The sequence below is a fragment of the Streptomyces sp. NPDC057565 genome, assembly GCF_042801455.1.
GTDB lineage: Bacteria > Actinomycetota > Actinomycetes > Streptomycetales > Streptomycetaceae > Streptomyces > Streptomyces yanii.
On sequence record NZ_JBHVFU010000053.1, the window covers coordinates 1 to 18,041 of the forward strand.

The window sequence follows — 18,041 nt, forward strand, 5'->3', positions numbered from 1 at the left end:
CACGACGTGCACACAGTCCGCAAAACAGACACCGCGAAGCGGCGGACGAAGAAGTCAACGACCCCACGTCCACGCCGAACAGGTTAAAGATCAAGTTAGTCACATACGTAATAGAAAAGGCCACAAGGACTTCCCAAACAGATCGTCAATTCTCATATAGTGGCGACGACTTGATTAGGAATTATCAACTCCGGTTGATCACTTTCACCACCTGTCGTACCGAAGTGTCCGGATCCACCCCCTGTCCGTCGCCGTCCGCCCCCGAGGACTCCGCTTGCGCCCCACATCCCGGCCGACCGCACTGGCCCTGCTGGTCTCGGCGGCCGTCACCGGTTCCTGCTGCCTGTGGGCGGTCCTCGCCGCCCCCGCTTCGGTCAGAACCCCGCTGTCCTGGGGGGCGGGCGCCGCCGCCCTGATGTTGTCCGTCGCCGTGGCCGTCGCCGTCCACGCCCGGGCCACCACGCGCCTGCTGCGCGCGCACAACGCCGTCGAGGCCCAACGGTTCAGCGCCGAGACCTCGCGGCTGGTGTCATCGTCCGCGGCCGAGGCCCAGCGGTTCACCGCGGAGACGGCCAGGATCAAGGCCGCCGCGGCGGCCGAGAACGCGCGGATCACCGAGCTGGCCGCCGCGGAGACCGCCCGGCTGGAGGGCGAGGTCAAGCGGCTGCACGACGAGGTCGAGCGGCTGAGCGCGCGCGTGACCCGCAGCGAGACCGAGCGCTCCGCCGCGATCGCCGCCTGTGCCAACGCCGCCGGACGGATGCAGGCGCTCGCCACCAGCATGCTCGCCGACCTGCGCGAGATGGAGCACCGGCACTCCGCCGAGGACATTCTCGGCGATCTGCTGCACCTGGACCACCGCACCGCCCAGGCCGGCCGGCTGGCCGACTCCATCGCCGTGTTGACCGGTGCCCGTTCCGGGCGGCGCTGGGCGAAGCCGATCGTGATGGAGTCCATCCTGCGCGGCGCGATGGGCCGGATCAGCGGCTATCAGCGAGTACGTCTCCACTCGACCAGCGACGTCGCGATCGCCGGTCACGCCGCCGAGGGCGTCATGCACGCGCTCGCCGAACTCCTCGACAACGCCGCCAACTTCTCGCCGCCCACCGCGGAAGTCCATGTGTACGTCGAGGAGGTGCCCGCCGGCATCGTCCTCACCGTCGAGGACAGCGGTCTGGTGATGAGCGATGTGCAGCTGCGGCGCGCCGAACGTGCGGTGTCCGCCGCCAACCAGGACCTGACCGGTCTGTCCGGCACCCGCCTCGGTCTCGCCGTCGTGGGCCGACTGGCCCGCAAGCACGGCCTGACGGTGTCCTTCCGGCCCTCCGCGCGCGGCGGCACGGGGGCCCTGCTGATGCTCCCGCAGGAACTGATCACCCGGACGCCGGTGACCGTCCCGGCGCCCGTCCCGGCGACGGAACCGGAGCCCGTCCCCACGCCCGCCCCCGCCCCGGCCGCCGAGCCCGCCCCCGCGAACGCGGAGACCGGCTCCGGCTCCGCGTCCGACACCACCGGTGGCCTCCCCCGGTTCGGCGAGAGCGGCCTCCCCAAGCGCACCCGGGGCCGTACCCTCGCCGCCGCCGAATCCCGTAACAACGCCAACGGCACCGCCGCAACTCCCCGGCCCCGTACTTCCGACCCCAAGGAACAGGCAGCCCGCTTCAGCAGCTTCCGCCAGGCAGTACGGCCCAATCCCCCGCACCCGGAAGGCAACACCCGATGACCGCGACCACCGACGAGAAGCTCAACTGGCTGCTGGAGGGGCTCCTGGAGCGCACCCCCGGTACCCGGCACGCCCTCGTCCTGTCCAGGGACGGCCTCAAGCTCTGCCGTACCCCCGAGCTCTCCGTCGATCAGGCCGACCAGCTGGCCGCGATCTCGGCCGGCATCCAGAGCCTGTCGCACGGCGCCTCCGTCGAGTTCGGTGACGGCACCGGCGGCGTACGGTCCGCGATGGCCGAGTTCTACGGCGGCGTGCTGTTCATCGTCGAGGCGGGCGCGGGCGCCCATCTCGCGGTCGTCGCCTCGGAGGACTCCGACGTCGGCCTCATCGGCCACAACATGAGCGAGCTCGTCGAGCAGCTCGGCGAGCACCTGAGCGCCCCGCCGCGCTCCTCCGCGGCCTCCGAAGCACCGTCCGACGCGACCGCGGCCGTATGACCCGCCCCCGTCCCGGCCGGGACGACGACCCGGACCGGCTGTACACCCTCACCGGTGGCCGCAGCCGGTCCGATTCGGACGCGTTCGACCTGGTGACGCTGGTGGTCTCCGAATGCGAGCCGGCCCCCGGCATGCAGTCGGAGCACGTCACGATCCTGCGGATGTGTCAGAGCCCCACCGCGGTCGTCGAGATCGCGGCGGGGCTCGGGCTGCCCGTCAGCATCGTCCGGATCATGCTGTCCGACCTGCTGGACACCGGCCGGATCAGCGCCCGTCACCCCCGTACCGCCCGTGTCGCGGACCGGCTCCCCGACCCCGACATCCTGGAACAGGTGCTCGTTGGACTCCGCAACCTCTGACCGTGCCGCCCTGCAGGCGACGGCCGACAACGGACTGAAGATCGTCGTCGTCGGCGGCTTCGGGGTCGGCAAGACCACCATGGTCCGCTCCGTCAGCGAGATCCGTCCGCTGAACACGGAAGAGACCATGACCCGCGCGGGCGAGGCCGTCGACCACCTCGACGGTGTGCAGTCGAAGACGTCCACGACCGTCGCCTTCGACTTCGGCCGGATCTCCCTCGACGAACGCTCGGTGCTCTACCTCTTCGGCGCACCCGGTCAGGAACGCTTCTGGTTCCTGTGGGACCGGCTGTTCTCGGGCACGCTCGGCGCCGTCGTCCTCGTCGACACCCGCCGGCTCGCCGACTCCTGGTACGCGATCGACCGCCTGGAGCACCACGGCACGCCGTTCATCGTGGCGTGCAACGACTTCGGCGGCCCGCTCCACACCGAACAGCAGATTCGTGAGGCGCTCGACCTGTCGGACGACGTGCCCCTGGTGGAGTGCGACGCCCGGGACCGCTCGTCCAGCAAGTACGTACTGATCACGCTGGTCGAGCACCTCCATGCCCTCGCGCTCGGCAATGCGTCCGCCCCGTCCGCCGCCCGTCCGGAGACCACACCGGAGAAGACCCCGGAGCCCACCTCGTGACCCAGCCCCCGGCGCCGCCCTCCGGCTGCCCCGTGAACCACGGCCGCGCGCCGCTCTCCGGCCCCCGGTTCCAGACCGAACCGACCACGCTGTACCGGGAGATGCGCCGCGACCACGGGGCCGTGGCGCCCGTCGTCCTGGACGGCGACATCCCCGCCTGGCTGGTGCTCGGCTACCGCGAACTGCACCAGCTCACCGGCGACCCGGTGCTGTTCAGCCGCGACTCCGACCTGTGGAACCAGTGGGACCGCATCCCGGACGACTGGCCGCTGCTGCCGATGATCGGTCACAAGCAGCCGTCGATCCTGTACACCGTCGGCCCGCGCCACACCGAGCGCGCCGCGATGATCAGCAACGCGCTGGAGGCCGTCGACCCGTTCGCGCTCAAGCGGTACGCGGAGGAGTTCGCCGACACGCTCGTCGACGAGTTCTGCACCAAGGGCGCAACCGACATCATCGCCGACTACGCGATGCTGCTCCCCGCCCTCGTCCTGGCGAAGATCTACGGCTTCGGCGACACCATCGGTCACGCACTCGTCGGCTCGATCAACGACATGATCGACGGCCGGGAACGGGCTCTCGCCGGGCAGCAGCACCTCGCCACGTCGATGATCCAGCTGCTGGCCGACAAGCACGCCGAGCCCGGTGACGACGTCGCGACCCGGATGCTCGCCGACACCGGCGGCTTCACCGACGAGGAGGTCGCCCAGGACCTCATGGTCATGATGGCGGCGGGCCACCAGCCGACCGCCGACTGGATGGGCAACTCGCTGCGGCTGATGCTGACCGACGACCGGTTCGCCGCGTCGCTGTCGGGCGGCCGGCACAGCGTCGCCGAGGCGATGAACGAGGTGCTCTGGGAGGACACCCCGACGCAGAACGTCGCGGGCCGCTGGGCATCGCGCGACACCCACCTCGGCGGGCGTCACATCCAGGCGGGCGACCTGCTGCTGCTCGGCATCGCCGCCGCCAACGCGGACCCGCAGATCCGCACCGACGGCTCCTCGCTGACCGGCGGCAACAACGCGTTCCTCTCCTTCGGCCACGGCGAGCACCGCTGCCCGTTCCCCGCCCAGGAGACCGCCGAGGTCATCGCCCGTACCGGCATCGAGGTGCTTCTCGACCGGCTCCCGGACATCGACCTCGCGGTCCCCGCGGAACAGCTCACCCGCCGACCGTCCCCCTGGCTGCGCGGCCTGACCGACCTGCCGGTGACCTTCACCCCCACCCCCGCCCTTGGAGGCCAGAGATGACCCGCATCGCCCTCGACCCCTTCGTCGCCGATCTCGACGGCGAGAGCGCCCGGCTGCGCGCGGCGGGTCCCCTCGCCGAGGTGGAACTGCCGGGCGGGGTGCACTGTTACGCGGTCACCCACCACGCCGAGGCCCGCCAGCTGCTCACCGACAGCCGGATCGTGAAGGACATCAACGTCTGGGGCGCCTGGCAGCGCGGCGAGATACCCATGGACTGGCCGCTGATCGGCCTCGCCAACCCGGGCCGCTCCATGCTCACCGTCGACGGCGCGGACCACCGCCGGCTGCGCACCCTGGTCGCGCAGGCGCTGACGGTGAAGCGGGTGGAACGGCTGCGGGCCGGTATCGAGGCGCTGACCACGGCGAGCCTGGACCGGCTGGCGGCGCTGCCCCGGGGCGAGCAGGTCGACCTGAAGGCCGAGTTCGCGTACCCGCTGCCGATGAACGTGATCAGCGAGCTGATGGGTGTGGACGGCGCCGACCACCCGCGGCTGAAGGAGCTGTTCGAGAAGTTCTTCTCGACGCAGACGCCGCCGGAGGAGGTCCCGCAGATGATGGCGGACCTCGGCACGCTCTTCACGAGGATCGTCGACTCCAAGCGGGAGAACCCGGGCGACGACCTGACCAGCGCCCTGATCGCGGCCTCCGAGGACGGCGACCACCTCACCGACGAGGAGATCGTCAACACCCTCCAGCTGATCATCGCTGCGGGCCACGAGACCACGATCAGTCTGATCGTGAACGCGGTCGTCGCACTCCAGACCCACCCGGAGCAGCGCAAGCAGGTGCTCAGCGGGGAGGTGCCGTGGGAGAACGTGATCGAGGAGACCCTGCGCTGGAACACTCCCACCTCGCACGTGCTGATCCGGTTCGCCACGGAGGATGTCGAGGTCGGCGACACGGTGCTGCCGAAGGGCGAGGCGCTGATCGTCTCCTTCGGCGCGCTGGGCCGCGACGAGGCGCAGTACGGGCCGACCGCCGGTGACTTCGACATCACCCGCTCCCCCAACCGCCACATCGCCTTCGGCCACGGCCCGCACGTGTGCCCGGGCGCGGCGCTGTCCCGGCTGGAGGCGGGAGTGGCACTGCCCGCGCTGTACGAGCGGTTCCCGGAGCTGGAGCTCGCCGTCCCGGCCTCCGAGCTGCGGAACAAGCCGATCGTCACCCAGAACGACCTGTACGACCTGCCGGTCGAACTGGGCTGACCCCGCCGCGCGATGTGGTCCATACGCCGGAGCGGGTGTCTCATCCGACGGACACGGCGCTCGACCGTGCCCATGAGGTACTACGCTCCGGTTCGTGGCCGATATCCAGATTCCCGCTGACATCAAGCCCTCCGACGGACGCTTCGGCGCCGGTCCTTCCAAGGTGCGGACGGAGGCGCTCGACGCGCTGGCCGCCACCGGAACGTCTCTTCTCGGTACGTCCCACCGCCAGGCCCCGGTCAAGAACCTGGTCGGCTCGGTGCGTCAGGGTGTACGCGACCTCTTCTCCCTCCCCGAGGGCTACGAGGTGATCCTGGGCAACGGCGGCTCGACCGCCTTCTGGGACATCGCGACGCACGGTCTGATCGAGACGAAGTCCCAGCACCTCAACTTCGGTGAGTTCTCGTCGAAGTTCGCAAAGGCCGCCAAGCTCGCCCCGTGGCTGGCCGACCCGACCGTGATCGCCTCCGACCCCGGCACCCACCCGGACCCGCGGGCCGAGGCGGGCGTCGACGTCTACGCCTTCACGCACAACGAAACCTCGACCGGTGTCGCCGCGCCGGTCAAGCGCGTCGCGGGCGCCGACGAGGGCTCCCTGGTCCTGGTGGACGCCACCTCCGGTGCGGGCGGCCTGCCGGTCGACATCACCGAGTCGGACGTCTACTACTTCGCCCCGCAGAAGTCCTTCGCCTCCGACGGCGGTCTCTGGATCGGTGTCTTCTCCCCGGCGGCCCTGGAGCGCGCCGCGCGCGTCCACGCGTCGGGCCGTCACATCCCGGAGTTCTTCAGCCTGCCCACGGCGATCGACAACTCCCTGAAGAACCAGACGTACAACACCCCGGCCCTCGCCACGCTCTTCCTCCTGAACGAGCAGCTGAACTGGCTGAACTCCCAGGGCGGCCTGGACTTCTCGGTCCGCCGCACGGCCACCTCGGCGCGGAACCTGTACGGCTGGGCCGAGGAGTCGAAGTACGCGACCCCGTTCGTCTCCGACCCGGCGAAGCGCTCGGCGGTCATCGGCACGATCGACTTCGCGGACGACATCGACGCCTCGGCGGTCGCCAAGGTGCTGCGCGCCAACGGCATCGTCGACACGGAGCCGTACCGCAAGCTGGGCCGCAACCAGCTGCGTGTCGCGATGTTCCCGGCGATCGACCCGGCGGACGTGCTGGCCCTGACGGCCTGCATCGACTACGTGATCGAGAAGCTGTAACGAGCAGCTGTACGCCTCCGAGGGGCCCCGGTACGGATCCGTACCGGGGCCCCTCGCCGTTGCTCACCCCGCCGCCTCCGCCAGGACCGCCCGGAGCCGGCCGATCCCTTCCTTCCACGGCTCCTCGTGCCCGCCCTCGCTCCACAGCTCCAGCAGCTCGGACGGCCCGGTCACCACCCGGTCGAGGGCCTGAACCGCGAGGTGCCGCAGCTCCACAGGCAGCTCGGGGAGCGGCTCGTCCGGCCCGTACGCCGTCGTCACGGGCTCCCCGCCCGGGCACTGCGCGGCCACCAGGGCGGCCGCCGCCACGGCCACGACGGCGTCGTCGGAGTCCAGGTAGTCCGTGGTCCCGACGACGGCCGTCAGCGCGTCGCGGATCAGCTCAGCCCGCTTGTTCCGCGGGGCGTCGTCGAGATCCCCCGAGAAGTCCGCTGCGGTGTCGCTGTCGAAATGCCCGATGTCCCAGGTGCCCATGGCGCCCCCTTCTTCGACGGTCCGGCCATCCTCACAACCACCACTGACAACGGGCTTGTCGGTGCCCGTTGTTACGGTCCCCCCATGACGAAGACCGTGCCGTACACCGGCGGCGAGAAGGACTCCCTGCACATCGCCCTCGACCGGCACCGCGACGCGGTGCTGTGGAAGCTCGACGGCCTCGACGACGAGCAGCTGCGCCGTCCGATGACCCCGACGGGCACCAATCTGCTGGGCCTGGTCAAGCATCTGGCGACCGTCGAGTACGGCTGGTTCTGCACGCCGTTCGGCCGTGAGACGGAGAAGCTCTGGTTCGACGCGTCCACGGAGGACATGACGGTCGCCCCGGACGAGACGACCGCCGACATCCTGGCCTTCTACGCCCGCGCCCGCGCCGCCGCGGACCGGGCGATAGAGGAGATCCCGCTCGACACGATCGGTACGGCGTGGAACGGGCGGAAGGTGTCGATGCGCTGGGTGCTCATCCACATGCTGGAGGACGTCGTACGGCACGCCGGCCACATGGACATCGTCCGCGAACTGATCGACGGGGCGACGGGCACCCACCCGCAGAGCGCCTCCGCATAGGCCCGGCCGCCTCGTTCACTCGACCGAGTGGACGATCACCAAAAGGACATGTGGGGGCACCGTCCTACGATGATGCTCTCGACACCACACACCAGGAGGCCCGCAATGTCTGCAGCAGCAGTCGAGCACCCCGGTGATGGTGAGCCGGAATCGCAGCTCGACGTGGCCAACAGGCTCATGGAGCAGCATCCGGGTTACCGCGTCGAGATCATCGGAGGCGTTATCACCGTTGCCCCACCTGCGGACGGCGATCACGCCGATGTACTGACGGACCTCATGGTTCAGTTCCTCGCCGCAGGTCTGCACGGCAAGGAGACGAGGCTTCTTCAGGGCATCGGCATCTGGTTGCCGGGCGGCCCGGAGGACTACGCCATCCCGGACCTCGCATTGATCGATGCCGACTTCAAAGACCACGTCATCGAGGCCAACTGCTTCGACCCGGTGATCTTCCATCTCGTGCTGGAAGTCACGTCGAGCAACTACAACAACGATCTACGCGCCAAGGTCACCGCGTACGCCGAGGCCAAGATCCCGGTCTATGTGATCGTCAACCGCAAGCACGGTCGGGTCCACGTCCTGACCGAGCCCCTCGCCGACGGATACGCCAGCCATCAGGTTTACGCCCCCGGCCAGCAGGTCACCCTCCCCGCCTCCATCGGCGCCGAAGTCACCCTCGATGTCGCGGACCTGCTCAGAACCGGGCAGCGCCGGAAGTGACGTCCGGGCGGCGCCACCGCCGCTCCCCGTCCTCCCACTCGTCGGTGGCCACGAGTCCCGCCGCCGCGGCCACCACGGCGGACGCGGTGTGGTCGGGGTGGATGTGCGCGACGACCGTACGGACCGTGCCCCCGGTCAGCAGGTGCGCCACCAGCCCGGCCGCCGCTTCCTTCGCGTAGCCCAGGCCCTGCCACTCGGTGCCGACGACCCAGGCGATCTCGGCCCGGGGGCCCGCCACCGTGGCCTGGACCCAGCCCACGAGACGGCTGTCGGCGCGTACCCGGAGTACCCAGTTCCACCAGTGTTCGGCAGGGTCGGGCGAGCCGGCCTCCCAGCGGGCGTAGCGGGCCCGGAGTGTGTCCAGGTCCTCCGGTGCGCCGCCCGTGTACGTGTGCAGGGCCGGGTCGGCGAGGACCGCCGCCATCTCGTCCGCGTGCACGGCTCGCAGCGGCAGTGCGTCGAGCCGCTCGGTCGAGTAGGCCTCGGGCCCCTGGTTCGTCATAGCGCCCGACCCTACGCGCGGCGCGTCACCGGATGGCTCCGGCCCCGGGCCGTGCGCCGTTGGGGTCGGGCGCGAACGGTCAGCCGCGCTTGCGACGCCGGTTCATGAAGACGAGTGCGCCCACGGCGGCGAGCACCACCGCTCCCACCAATGTGCTGCCCTTCACCTCGCTGTCGCCCCCGCCCGCCCCACCGGCGGCCGACGCACCACCCTCCTTCGACGGCGACTTGGAGTCGCCGCTCCCGCCCGCGCCTGCGATGTCCACCCGTACCACCTCGCTCCGCGCGCCCTCCGAGCCGAACATCAGCGCCGAGCCGTCCGCCGTGTACGTCACCGACTCGGACTGTCCCTGCAACGGCGCACGGACCGGGTGGTCGGCGCCGAGCCGCCCGTCCTTGAACGCGTAGCCACGGGCGCTGAAGTAGGACCGCAGCACCAGTTCCTTCCCGTCCGGCGAGAACGCCCCGTCCGTCACCCACGGCACCTCGCCGACCCGCCGGAACACATTGGTCCGCCCGGTGGAGAGCTCGGCGGGTCCTTCGTACAGTCCGCCGCCGTCCTCGTTCTTCGAGGCGATGTAGACCCGGCCGGTCTTCGGGTGGACCATCAGCGCCTCGGCGTTGCGCGCCCCGTCCGCGTACTTCACGTCGAACTGGGTCGCCCGGACCGTCGCGTCCTTCAGCACCTTCGGCTCCGGGAACCGGTAGATCCAGACGTGGTCCCAGCTGCCGTTCAGGTTGTCGCCGATGTCGCCGACGTACAGGTTGCCGTCGGGTCCGAGCGAGATCGCCTCCACGTCGCGCGGCGCGCCGACCCCGCGCATGGTGATCGTCGCGACGGTCTTCCCGGTCCGGGAGTCGACGGCGTAGACGTACGGCCCGTCCTCGCTGTCGTTGTGCGTCCAGTAGATGCCCGGGTGGGCGCGGCTCGCGGCGAGGCCGCTGGACTCGGTGATCCGGGGGTCCTCGATCGTGAAGCTGCGGTCGGCGGACCCGTCGTCGGCCGTGGCCGGGGCGGCTGCCGCCCCGGCGAGGACAAGCAGCGCGGCGGCACCGGTGACTGTCAGATACGAACGCATGGACCAAGTGTCCATCGTCACGTCGCAGCTCCGCGCGTTGATCCGCCATGATGACGCCATGCGTTTTCTGTTCGTCGGCGATTCCATGACCATCGGCCGCGCCGGCGACTTCACCTGGCGCTACCGCATGTGGCAGCACCTCGAAGCGGCTTTCGACGGTCCGTACGAGATCGTCGGTCCCCGGACCGAGCTGTACGACACCGCGACGAACACCCCGGTCTCGTACGCGTACGGCGCCCCGGATTTCCCCGCCCCGGCCCGCCGCCATCTGGCGGGCTGGGGAGAGGGGTGGCTGCACATGGCCCCGGTGATCGCGGACACGGTCACCGCGACGCGCGCCGACGTGCTGCTCGTCTCGCTCGGCCTGATAGATCTCGGCTTCTACACGGACAGCGGGCAGACCGCCGAGAACGCCCGCGCGTTCATCGCGGCCGCCCGCACCGCGAACCCGCACATCAAGGCCGTGCTCCTGCCGGTCATCCCGAACATACGCGCCGAGTCGGACGTCCCGTTCGCCGCGGAGTGCGACCGCTTCAACGAGCTCCTCGCAAAGGCGGTCGCCGATCTCGACGAGCCGAGGTCACCGATCCTGCTGGCGTCGCGCCCGGCCGGGTACGACATCCACACGGACACGTACGACGGCACGCATCCCGGCCCCACGGGTGAGCAGAAGCTGGCCGCGACGTTCGCCGACGCGATGCACCAGGCGTGGGGCGTGGGTGGGCCGTACGCGGGCGGCCGCACGGAAACGTGACGCCCGGCCGCCCCGGTGCCCTCACTTCTTGGTGGGCCGGGCCCGCACATGCATCCGTTCGCCCTGCGGCCCGAACAGGCTGAGAATCTCGACCGGTTCCGGCCCCGCGCTGGACCAGGCATGGGGCGTACGCGTGTCGAACTCGGCGACCTCCCCGGTGGTCAGTACGACATCGTGCTCGCCCAGCACCAGCCGCAGCCGCCCCGCCAGCACGTACAGCCACTCGTAGCCCTCGTGCGTCCGCTGCTCCAGGGGCACGGCCGCCCCTCGCCCGCCGGGCAGCACCATCTTGTACGCCTGGAGGCCACCGAGGTGGCGGGTCAACGGCATGAATTTTCTGCCGCCGCGGGTGAAGGGACGCACATGGACGCGGGGGTCGCCGGTGGCGGGGGCGCCGACGAGTTCGTCGAGCGCGACCCCGTACGCCTTGGCCAGTGGCAGCAGCAGTTCCAGGGTCGGTTTGCGGCCGCCCGACTCCAGACGGGAGAGGGTACTGACCGAGATCCCGGTCATCTCGCCCAGCTGGGCGAGAGTCGTGCCACGCTCCCGGCGCAGGGCCCTCAGGCGCGACCCGACCCCGGTCAGGACGGCGGCGAACTCATCGCCGGCATCCGCATCCGCCTTCGCTCCGTCTCCCATCTCCCCATTATTCGCCGTACGGGAGGGCGAGGGCGGTCAGGGCGAGCCGAGCATGGTCAGGGAGAGCCGCGTGAGCTCTTCGGTCAGCCAGTCGGGCGTGACCTGGCGGGGGCGGCGGGCGTGGTGGGCGAGGAGTTCCTCGACCGAGTGGGTCATCACCGTGACCGCGACCCGCTGGTCCCCGTCACCCACCTCACCCCGCTCGGCGGCACGCTCGGCCTCACAGGTCAGGAACTCGGACCACATCGTCCGCCACATCGCGAGATGGTCGTCGACGGTGCGGCTCACGCCCAGCGTCTCGACGAACGCCACCCGCGCGGCCCGCCGATCGGCGGTGACCCCGCGCACATAGGCGGCGAAGAGGCGACGGAACCGTTCCTCCGTCGCGCACTCCTCCATGTCGTCGGAGAGCATGGCCTCCTCGGACGCGCGCAGTCCGCTGGTCGCCACCTCGTCGTACAGCGCGATCAGCAGCGCCTCCCGCGAGGCGAACTGCTGATGGAACGCGCGAATCGGCACGCGCGCCTCGGCGCAGAGCTGCTCGACGGTCGTGTGCGCGTAGCCGTACGCGGCGAACAGGTCCCGCCCGGCCCGCAGAAGCCGGCCACGCCACTGCGCCCGGTCCTCGGCGGACTCGGTCATCCCTGTTCCGCGGCTCACCACGGCATTCACCACAGGTCCTCCTTCGTCGGCCCGGAGTCGCTGTCATTGTCCTCGCTCCGCCCCGACGGCGGCGGATCCGCCACACCCACGGGCGGGGGGCGCGTGGCCGGACGACGCCATCGGCCATCGTGGATCCATGGCCTGTCCCGACACCGGCGGTGACGACATCGACGCCGACGCCGCCGAGGCGGTCTTCACGTCGGCACTTCCCAGGGCCACCTGCACCTGGATCGAGCGAAACGGGTCACCGGGCGGCTGCTCCTGACCATGCGACAGCGTCCGGCCTGCGTCCCTCAGACCGGCCGGACCGACTGCCTGCCGTCGGCAGGATCGGCCACCGGCAGCACGGTGTCCAACCGCCGCAAGCAGCCCCGCCGTTGGACGACCGAGAGCCCCGCGACCGCTGCCCCGAGCACGAGCCAGCCCGCCGGGCCGGCGGTCAGCACGACACCGGTCAGCAGCAGCGGTCCGGCAGACTTCTGTACGGACTGGGACATGCCGGCCACTCCCAGATAGGGAGCCCGTGCTTCCGGGGGCGCGAGCGACACGGCCAGTTCCCAGGAGCTCACCGACCGCATCAGCTCCGCCAGGGTGACCAGCATCGCCGCGACGAGCAGGGCGATCGACGCCGACCAGGCCGCGCCTCCGGTGGCGGTGGCCGGCACCGCGCAGCAGGCGAGCATCGTCAGCCCGTACACGACCACCGCTCCCGCTGCCTGGCGCGGCTCCTTCACCTTCGCCGACACCCGCATCTGCAGAACGACGACGAGCACGGTGTTGATCACCAGGAAGGCCGGGACGAAGACGTGCGGCGCCTTCGTGTGGTTCACCAGCCACAGCGGCAGCCCGACGTTGAGGATCGAGTCGTCCAGGTTCATCGGAATGTCCAACAGGACGAACCGGAGGTAGCCGCGATCGCGCCACGGGCTCGGCGCGGCCGGCCCGCCCGCTGCGGCCGCGTCGCCGGTCCGCGCCGCCACACGCCCGGGGTCGCGCGGCTCCCGGGTCCGCCACACCAGCGCCGCGGCCACCAGGAACGAGAGTGCGTTGCACAGGATCAGGGCGCGGTACGCATCGCGGGTGCCCACGGCCAGGCCGATTGCGGCGATCCCCGCACCGAACGCATACCCGGCGTTCGCCACACTGCGCGACAGCGCCTGGTACGTGGTGCGCCGCTCGCCCGCCACCCGCGTGGCGAAGAGCATCTCCAGCGTCTTGGCCGCCCGGTCGCCGAGGTAGGTGACGGCGACGACGGGCAGCAGCACGTAGAAGCCGGTGCAGATGAGCATCAGACCGAGGGTTCCGAGGCGGAGGAGGTGACAGCCGATCAGCAACGAGCGCACCGGGAAGCGACCGGCGAGGCGCCCCACGATCGGCGATCCGGCGATGCCCGCCACCCCGGCGGCGCCCAGAAGGAGGCCCAACTGCCGGGCGTCCAGGCCGGTGACGAAGGTGAAGTACAGAACCGAGGACGCGCCCCAGACTCCCGAACCGGTCCTGTCGAGGAGCTGGCCGAGCAGCATGATCCGCCCGTCCCGGCCGCCCGGCGGACGGCGCAGCTGCGCCAGGAGCCCGGCCTCGCGCTGCCGGGCTTCCCGGGTCCTGGCCCTCTCGGCCTGTGCGCCGCGCCGCATCGCCGGCCTCCGATCCGCTGCGAACATATCTCGACATCAAGAGATTCAGAGGCAGCCTGCCGGAGACTCATCTCGACGTCAAGATACTTGACGTCAACAGGATTCTGGTCGCATCCGGCGGATACGCCGCCGGACGCAAGCCCCGGCCGAACGCGGGAATCGTTGATCTACGAACTCCCGCTTCACTGCGCAAACGGACATTGCGCACGGCAACGCGCCTACCACGAGGGCCTCTTCAGGAGACCTCCGCCTCACCCGCCGGCACAGTCACCGTCAGTTCGTGCAACAGCTCCGCATTCACGAACGGCGCCTCGGGCGTGGGCAGGGAGCGCCAGTCGAGCGGCCAGGTCAGCCCATGCAGCGCAGGCACCCCGACAAACGCCGCCGCCCGCCCGTCCCGGCTCATCGCCTCCGCACCGGCCGGCCAGCGGTACGCACGCGCGGTTTGCGGCGGCAACAGGAAATACATGCTCCGCGCCCCGATCCGCGAGCGCACGATGGGGCCCGCCCGGAAGTCGGTGAACTGCATGATCTCGTACGCGACTTGCTCGCCCCACAGGCCACCGATCCGTACGGCGTCGAAGTGGATGCCCGCATACCGAAGGGCATGCCCGCTCGCAGGCACCCACGAGGGCACCGGGTCCAGTGAACTTTTCCGTTCCATACGGAAAGCGTCGCGGCCCACACGTACCGTGACCAGGGACACAAGGCGTCTGTGCACTGTTGTGCACTCGGGAGGTGGGCTGTGCACTCGGGTGGCCAAAGGGGCGGCAACGCCCAGATGTTCGGGACGTTATTGCGCTTCTTCCGTGAACAAGCGGGGGTGTCTCAGGAAGCCCTCGGCTTGAAGATCGGGTTCTCCAAATCGCAGGTGGCGATGGTGGAACGGGGGCAGCGTCCACCGAAGGGCGACTTCATCGCACGGGCGGACGACGTGCTGGGTGCACAGGGTGCACTGCTGGCGGCGGCGGAAGAGCTCACGTTCAGCCACTTGGCTTCCTGGTTTGAGCCGTTCGCCGAGGAAGAAGCCACGGCATCAGCGAGGCACGAGTACGAGACGCATGTAGTGCCCGGCCTGTTACAGACAGAGGAGTACGCCCGTGTCGTCTTTGGTGGTGCCCATCCGCCCATCGACGATGAAGAGGTCGAGGGCAGAGTGGCGTCCCGCTTGGCACGCCAGAGCCTTCTGACCCGAAAACCCACGCCGGACATCAGCTTTGTCCTGGAACTCAGTGCGCTCACCCACCCCCTTGGCGGCCGCAAGGTATACAAGCATCAGCTCCAGCACATCCTCGATGTCGGGCAGCTACGACACGTTCACATGCAGGTGATGTCACCGCATCGGGAGACCCATGCCGGGCTCAGTGGACCGTTCGTCCTCCTGGAGACCAAGGAGCGCCGCCAGTTCGCCTACCTCGAAGTTCAGAACCGCAACTTCCTCATCAGCGAACAACCGGATCTGGGAAACCTGTTCGGCAGGTATGGCATTCTGCGGGCGCAGGCTCTCAGCCCCGAAGAGTCCAGGAAGCTGATCGAACAGGTGGCGAAGGAACTATGAGCACCGACCTCAACTGGTTCAAGTCCAGCTACAGCGGCGAGGGCAGCGGTAACTGCATCGAGGTCGCCACCTGCCCCCACACCGTCCACGTCCGCGACTCCAAGGACGCCACCGTCCCCGCCCTCGCCCTCTCCCCCGCCGCCTGGACCGCCTTTCTGGGATTCGCCGCCGCTCAATAGGGTGTTGGCATGTCCAACGAGTCCCCGCTGATCCAGAGTCTGCGTACCGCTGTTGCCGCGGCGCCCTCCGACGTGCCTCTTCGGCTGCATCTCGCCGAGTTGTTGCTCGGCGAGGGGCTGAGCGACGCCGCCGTCGCCGAGGCTGCCGTCGCGCTTCAGCATGCGCCGGGCGACTCCGCCGCGCGGGCGCTCATGGTCCGGGCCATGGGCATGCCCGCGGCCGCCCCGGAGGCCCCGGATACCCTCGAGGCGCCGACCGCACCCGAGGCGCCCGCGGGACCGACCGCCGGGTTCGACTGGCGTGCCGCCGAGGACGAGATCAGGGGCGCCGTGCCGCCCCGCTTCGTCACCTCCGAGACTCCCGAGGCCCCGGTCCCGGTGGACGGTCAGGGCGCCCCGGGCGACGCCCCCACCTGGGAGGTCGACACCCCGGGTTCCGTGACGCTCGCCGACGTCGGCGGCATGCACGAGATCAAGGAGCGCCTCGAAGCCGCTTTCCTCGCTCCCATGCGCAACCCCGAGCTCGGCCGGCTGTACGGAAAGAGCCTGCGCGGCGGGCTGTTGATGTACGGGCCGCCCGGGTGCGGGAAGACGTTCATCGCGCGGGCCGTCGCGGGAGAGCTCGGGGCGAGCTTCATGTCCGTGTCCATCAACGACGTGCTCGACATGTGGATGGGCAACTCCGAGCGCAACATGCACGAGGTCTTCGAGACCGCCCGCCGTCAGGCGCCGTGCGTGCTGTTCCTCGACGAGGTGGACGCGCTGGGCGCCAAGCGAAGCCGTATGCACCACGGCGGGATGCGCAACACCGTCAACCAGCTGCTCACCGAGCTCGACGGCGTCGACGGGGCCAACGAGGGCGTGTTCGTGCTCGCCGCGACCAACGTCCCCTGGGACGTGGACATCGCGCTGCGGCGTCCCGGGCGGCTCGACCGCACCCTGCTCGTCCTGCCGCCGGACGCGCCGGCGCGCGAGGCGATCCTCCGCTACCACCTGCGTGACCGGCCGATCGAGTCCGTCGACCTGGGCAAGCTGGTCAAGGTCACCGAGGACCTGTCCGGCGCCGATCTGGCGCACCTCTGCGAGTCCGCGTCCGAGCGGGCGCTGCTCGACTCGACCCGTACCGGCACGGTCCGGATGATCAATATGAAGGACCTGCTGGCCGCGGCGAAGGAGGTCCGGCCGTCCACCGACCCCTGGTTCGCCTCGGCGCGCAATGTGGCGATGTTCGCCAACGAGGGCGGGATGTATGACGAGTTGCTCGCCTATCTGAAGAGGAAGCGCAAGCTGTGACCACCGCCGGGCAGGACCTCACCGAACAGGCGTCCGCGCTGCTCTCGCTCGACCGCGTCGACGAGGCGAAGGCGCTGCTGGCGAAGCGGCTGGCCCAGGACCCCGAGGACGTCCAGGCGTGGGCGAAGCTGGCCCGCTGCCATCTGCGGGTCAAGGAGTACGACAAGGTCATCGAGGCGACCGGGGCGGCGCTGGCGATCGACCCGGAGTACGTCGACGCGCTGATCGTCCGGACCTACGGGATGCGCCGGACGACGCGCCCCGACGAGTCCCTCGCGGCGGCGCAGGACGCGGTGCGGATCGCCCCGCACATGTGGCAGTCGTACGTCGCGCTCTCCGAGGCGCTCGGTGCCTGGCAGCCGCGCTGGCCCGAGGCGCTGCAGGCGGCGCAGGAAGCGGTCCGGCTGGGCCCGGAGGAGACCGGGGCGTACTACGCGCTGTGGAAGGCCGCCCTGCTCAACGGCCGGAGCGACCTCGTCGAGCTGGGGGTGCGCGAGACCCTGCGGATCGACCCCACCGACGCATGGGCGCTGCGCGAACACGCGGACCGGCAGGCCGCGGCGCCCGGGGTGAAGCCGAAGCAGCGCGCCGAGGTGTACGCGTCGGCGCTGGCCGCCGACCCGGGCTCGGCGGGGCTGCGGCTGGGACTGGACCGGGCGGTGTTCCAGATGCTGCGCGGCACCCGGTGGCTCGCCGTGCTGAGCCTGCTGGTGGCGGGCGCGGCGATCAACCTCTTCCCGTCCGACGGGGACGCTCCCGACCTGCCGCTGCCGCTCGGCAGGCGGCTCTACGTGCTGGCGTTGATCGGGGTGGTCTGGGCGTTCGGCGCGTGGCGGCGCTACCGGAAGCTGCGTGCGGGGGTGCAGCTGAGCGTGCGGTCGCTGGTGCGGCGGATGTTCTGGGCGCGGCTGGTGCTCGTGCAGGCGGTGCTGGGAACGCTCTGCGCGGTGGCGATCGCGGCGGTGCCGTGGACGGACCGGGGCGTTCCGCAGGTGATCTTCTGGGTGGGGCTCGCCCCGACGCTGCTGACGATCTGGTTCGACCGGCCGCGCACGCGGTAGGGGCCGCGTGCCCCTGGCAGAACCGGAGGAAGAAGAGCTCGCACGGGGGGCGCGAGTACAGCTTCGACCAGGAGCTGTAC

22 protein-coding genes are annotated in these 18,041 nt (G+C 70.4%); 15 read left to right on the top strand and 7 right to left on the bottom strand.

All coding sequences use genetic code 11. The features are described 5' to 3' along the window. Positions 1–274: 274 nt before the first annotated feature. The 7 genes from ACFU8W_RS41740 to serC all read left to right on the top strand — a co-directional run bounded on the left by ACFU8W_RS41740 (position 275) and on the right by serC (position 6,821). Positions 275–1,723 carry a sensor histidine kinase gene (locus ACFU8W_RS41740; protein ID WP_384049434.1) on the top strand — a complete coding sequence of 483 codons (1,449 nt, stop codon included), beginning with the start codon at positions 275–277 and terminating at the stop codon, positions 1,721–1,723. Next, positions 1,720–2,160 carry a roadblock/LC7 domain-containing protein gene (locus tag ACFU8W_RS41745; RefSeq protein WP_345512187.1) on the top strand — a complete coding sequence of 147 codons (441 nt, stop codon included), beginning with the start codon at positions 1,720–1,722 and terminating at the stop codon, positions 2,158–2,160. Before ACFU8W_RS41740 ends, ACFU8W_RS41745 begins: the two co-directional genes overlap by 4 nt. Next, on the top strand, positions 2,157–2,519 hold the full coding sequence (locus ACFU8W_RS41750) for a DUF742 domain-containing protein (protein WP_266982896.1): 363 nt from the start codon (positions 2,157–2,159) through the stop codon (positions 2,517–2,519). The genes ACFU8W_RS41745 and ACFU8W_RS41750 overlap by 4 nt, the downstream gene beginning before the upstream one ends. Continuing rightward, entirely contained in the window at positions 2,500–3,150 is a 651-nt protein-coding gene (locus ACFU8W_RS41755) for an ATP/GTP-binding protein (RefSeq protein ID WP_345512188.1), read from the top strand. Before ACFU8W_RS41750 ends, ACFU8W_RS41755 begins: the two co-directional genes overlap by 20 nt. Beyond that, entirely contained in the window at positions 3,147–4,403 is a 1,257-nt protein-coding gene (locus ACFU8W_RS41760) for a cytochrome P450 (RefSeq protein ID WP_384049438.1), read from the top strand. The genes ACFU8W_RS41755 and ACFU8W_RS41760 overlap by 4 nt, the downstream gene beginning before the upstream one ends. Then, entirely contained in the window at positions 4,400–5,608 is a 1,209-nt protein-coding gene (locus tag ACFU8W_RS41765; RefSeq protein WP_266982902.1) for a cytochrome P450, read from the top strand. The genes ACFU8W_RS41760 and ACFU8W_RS41765 overlap by 4 nt, the downstream gene beginning before the upstream one ends. Before the next feature lie 94 nt (positions 5,609–5,702). Further along, positions 5,703–6,821, top strand: a complete 1,119-nt coding sequence (gene serC / locus ACFU8W_RS41770) for a phosphoserine transaminase (protein ID WP_384049441.1) — start codon at positions 5,703–5,705, stop codon at positions 6,819–6,821. A 63-nt stretch (positions 6,822–6,884) separates the two neighbouring features. Here the strand turns inward: serC and ACFU8W_RS41775 are convergent, their stop codons facing one another. Continuing rightward, positions 6,885–7,295 carry a DUF4259 domain-containing protein gene (locus ACFU8W_RS41775; RefSeq protein WP_345512192.1) on the bottom strand — a complete coding sequence of 137 codons (411 nt, stop codon included), beginning with the start codon at positions 7,293–7,295 and terminating at the stop codon, positions 6,885–6,887. Between the two features lie 84 nt (positions 7,296–7,379). Between ACFU8W_RS41775 and ACFU8W_RS41780 the strand changes: the two genes are divergently transcribed. Together ACFU8W_RS41780 and ACFU8W_RS41785 are read left to right on the top strand one after the other, a co-directional pair. Then, the gene (locus tag ACFU8W_RS41780; RefSeq protein ID WP_376665626.1) at positions 7,380–7,883 is read left to right on the top strand and encodes a DinB family protein; all 504 of its coding nucleotides are present in this window, start codon (positions 7,380–7,382) and stop codon (positions 7,881–7,883) included. Between the two features lie 105 nt (positions 7,884–7,988). Next, a complete protein-coding gene (locus tag ACFU8W_RS41785; protein WP_384049446.1) occupies positions 7,989–8,600 on the top strand; it encodes a Uma2 family endonuclease in 612 nt (203 codons plus the stop codon). On the opposite strand, the gene ACFU8W_RS41790 is transcribed toward ACFU8W_RS41785, so the two are convergent. Beyond that, complete coding sequence (locus ACFU8W_RS41790; RefSeq protein WP_384049449.1) at positions 8,575–9,102, bottom strand: GNAT family N-acetyltransferase; 528 nt, start codon at positions 9,100–9,102, stop codon at positions 8,575–8,577. The genes ACFU8W_RS41785 and ACFU8W_RS41790 overlap by 26 nt on opposite strands. Before the next feature lie 79 nt (positions 9,103–9,181). Then, positions 9,182–10,180: a WD40 repeat domain-containing protein gene (locus ACFU8W_RS41795; RefSeq protein WP_384049452.1), complete on the bottom strand. Its 999-nt coding sequence runs from the start codon at positions 10,178–10,180 to the stop codon at positions 9,182–9,184. A gap of 58 nt (positions 10,181–10,238) precedes the next feature. Here ACFU8W_RS41795 and ACFU8W_RS41800 point away from each other — a divergent pair, with 58 nt between their 5' ends. Next, positions 10,239–10,934: a GDSL-type esterase/lipase family protein gene (locus ACFU8W_RS41800; protein ID WP_384049455.1), complete on the top strand. Its 696-nt coding sequence runs from the start codon at positions 10,239–10,241 to the stop codon at positions 10,932–10,934. A gap of 21 nt (positions 10,935–10,955) precedes the next feature. Here the strand turns inward: ACFU8W_RS41800 and ACFU8W_RS41805 are convergent, their stop codons facing one another. Continuing rightward, on the bottom strand, positions 10,956–11,573 hold the full coding sequence (locus ACFU8W_RS41805) for an XRE family transcriptional regulator (RefSeq protein WP_345512199.1): 618 nt from the start codon (positions 11,571–11,573) through the stop codon (positions 10,956–10,958). Between the two features lie 36 nt (positions 11,574–11,609). Continuing rightward, positions 11,610–12,248, bottom strand: coding sequence for a TetR/AcrR family transcriptional regulator (locus tag ACFU8W_RS41810; RefSeq protein WP_384049458.1), 639 nt, complete (start codon positions 12,246–12,248; stop codon positions 11,610–11,612). A gap of 124 nt (positions 12,249–12,372) precedes the next feature. Between ACFU8W_RS41810 and ACFU8W_RS41815 the strand changes: the two genes are divergently transcribed. Beyond that, on the top strand, positions 12,373–12,501 hold the full coding sequence (locus tag ACFU8W_RS41815; RefSeq protein ID WP_384049461.1) for a hypothetical protein: 129 nt from the start codon (positions 12,373–12,375) through the stop codon (positions 12,499–12,501). A 28-nt stretch (positions 12,502–12,529) separates the two neighbouring features. Here ACFU8W_RS41815 and ACFU8W_RS41820 read toward each other — a convergent pair whose 3' ends face one another. Together ACFU8W_RS41820 and ACFU8W_RS41825 are read right to left on the bottom strand one after the other, a co-directional pair. Next, the gene (locus tag ACFU8W_RS41820; protein ID WP_384049464.1) at positions 12,530–13,870 is read right to left on the bottom strand and encodes an MFS transporter; all 1,341 of its coding nucleotides are present in this window, start codon (positions 13,868–13,870) and stop codon (positions 12,530–12,532) included. Between the two features lie 235 nt (positions 13,871–14,105). Next, positions 14,106–14,534 (bottom strand): hypothetical protein, encoded by a 429-nt coding sequence (locus ACFU8W_RS41825; RefSeq protein WP_384049467.1) that lies wholly within the window; start codon positions 14,532–14,534, stop codon positions 14,106–14,108. Positions 14,535–14,651: 117 nt separating this feature from the next. Between ACFU8W_RS41825 and ACFU8W_RS41830 the strand changes: the two genes are divergently transcribed. The 4 genes from ACFU8W_RS41830 to ACFU8W_RS41845 are packed head-to-tail and all read left to right on the top strand — an operon-like array spanning position 14,652 to position 17,961. Then, the gene (locus ACFU8W_RS41830) at positions 14,652–15,428 is read left to right on the top strand and encodes a helix-turn-helix domain-containing protein (protein ID WP_384049470.1); all 777 of its coding nucleotides are present in this window, start codon (positions 14,652–14,654) and stop codon (positions 15,426–15,428) included. Continuing rightward, on the top strand, positions 15,425–15,607 hold the full coding sequence (locus ACFU8W_RS41835) for a DUF397 domain-containing protein (RefSeq protein WP_384049473.1): 183 nt from the start codon (positions 15,425–15,427) through the stop codon (positions 15,605–15,607). The genes ACFU8W_RS41830 and ACFU8W_RS41835 overlap by 4 nt, the downstream gene beginning before the upstream one ends. A gap of 9 nt (positions 15,608–15,616) precedes the next feature. Continuing rightward, complete coding sequence (locus tag ACFU8W_RS41840; protein WP_384049476.1) at positions 15,617–16,900, top strand: ATP-binding protein; 1,284 nt, start codon at positions 15,617–15,619, stop codon at positions 16,898–16,900. Further along, positions 16,897–17,961: a tetratricopeptide repeat protein gene (locus tag ACFU8W_RS41845; protein WP_384049479.1), complete on the top strand. Its 1,065-nt coding sequence runs from the start codon at positions 16,897–16,899 to the stop codon at positions 17,959–17,961. Before ACFU8W_RS41840 ends, ACFU8W_RS41845 begins: the two co-directional genes overlap by 4 nt. Positions 17,962–18,041 lie beyond the last annotated feature (80 nt).

What these genes read in the sequence shown, in the direction of transcription:
- ACFU8W_RS41825 (WP_384049467.1), bottom strand. Translation starts at nt 14,534, where the DNA reads ATGGAACGGAAAAGTTCACTGGACCCGGTGCCCTCGTGGGTGCCTGCG.
- ACFU8W_RS41775 (WP_345512192.1), bottom strand. Translation starts at nt 7,295, where the DNA reads ATGGGCACCTGGGACATCGGGCATTTCGACAGCGACACCGCAGCGGAC.
- ACFU8W_RS41785 (WP_384049446.1), top strand. Translation starts at nt 7,989, where the DNA reads ATGTCTGCAGCAGCAGTCGAGCACCCCGGTGATGGTGAGCCGGAATCG.
- ACFU8W_RS41800 (WP_384049455.1), top strand. Translation starts at nt 10,239, where the DNA reads ATGCGTTTTCTGTTCGTCGGCGATTCCATGACCATCGGCCGCGCCGGC.
- ACFU8W_RS41840 (WP_384049476.1), top strand. Translation starts at nt 15,617, where the DNA reads ATGTCCAACGAGTCCCCGCTGATCCAGAGTCTGCGTACCGCTGTTGCC.
- ACFU8W_RS41795 (WP_384049452.1), bottom strand. Translation starts at nt 10,180, where the DNA reads ATGCGTTCGTATCTGACAGTCACCGGTGCCGCCGCGCTGCTTGTCCTC.
- ACFU8W_RS41820 (WP_384049464.1), bottom strand. Translation starts at nt 13,870, where the DNA reads ATGCGGCGCGGCGCACAGGCCGAGAGGGCCAGGACCCGGGAAGCCCGG.
- ACFU8W_RS41815 (WP_384049461.1), top strand. Translation starts at nt 12,373, where the DNA reads ATGGCCTGTCCCGACACCGGCGGTGACGACATCGACGCCGACGCCGCC.
- ACFU8W_RS41765 (WP_266982902.1), top strand. Translation starts at nt 4,400, where the DNA reads ATGACCCGCATCGCCCTCGACCCCTTCGTCGCCGATCTCGACGGCGAG.
- ACFU8W_RS41745 (WP_345512187.1), top strand. Translation starts at nt 1,720, where the DNA reads ATGACCGCGACCACCGACGAGAAGCTCAACTGGCTGCTGGAGGGGCTC.
- ACFU8W_RS41780 (WP_376665626.1), top strand. Translation starts at nt 7,380, where the DNA reads ATGACGAAGACCGTGCCGTACACCGGCGGCGAGAAGGACTCCCTGCAC.
- ACFU8W_RS41790 (WP_384049449.1), bottom strand. Translation starts at nt 9,102, where the DNA reads ATGACGAACCAGGGGCCCGAGGCCTACTCGACCGAGCGGCTCGACGCA.
- ACFU8W_RS41835 (WP_384049473.1), top strand. Translation starts at nt 15,425, where the DNA reads ATGAGCACCGACCTCAACTGGTTCAAGTCCAGCTACAGCGGCGAGGGC.
- ACFU8W_RS41750 (WP_266982896.1), top strand. Translation starts at nt 2,157, where the DNA reads ATGACCCGCCCCCGTCCCGGCCGGGACGACGACCCGGACCGGCTGTAC.
- ACFU8W_RS41830 (WP_384049470.1), top strand. Translation starts at nt 14,652, where the DNA reads ATGTTCGGGACGTTATTGCGCTTCTTCCGTGAACAAGCGGGGGTGTCT.
- ACFU8W_RS41805 (WP_345512199.1), bottom strand. Translation starts at nt 11,573, where the DNA reads ATGGGAGACGGAGCGAAGGCGGATGCGGATGCCGGCGATGAGTTCGCC.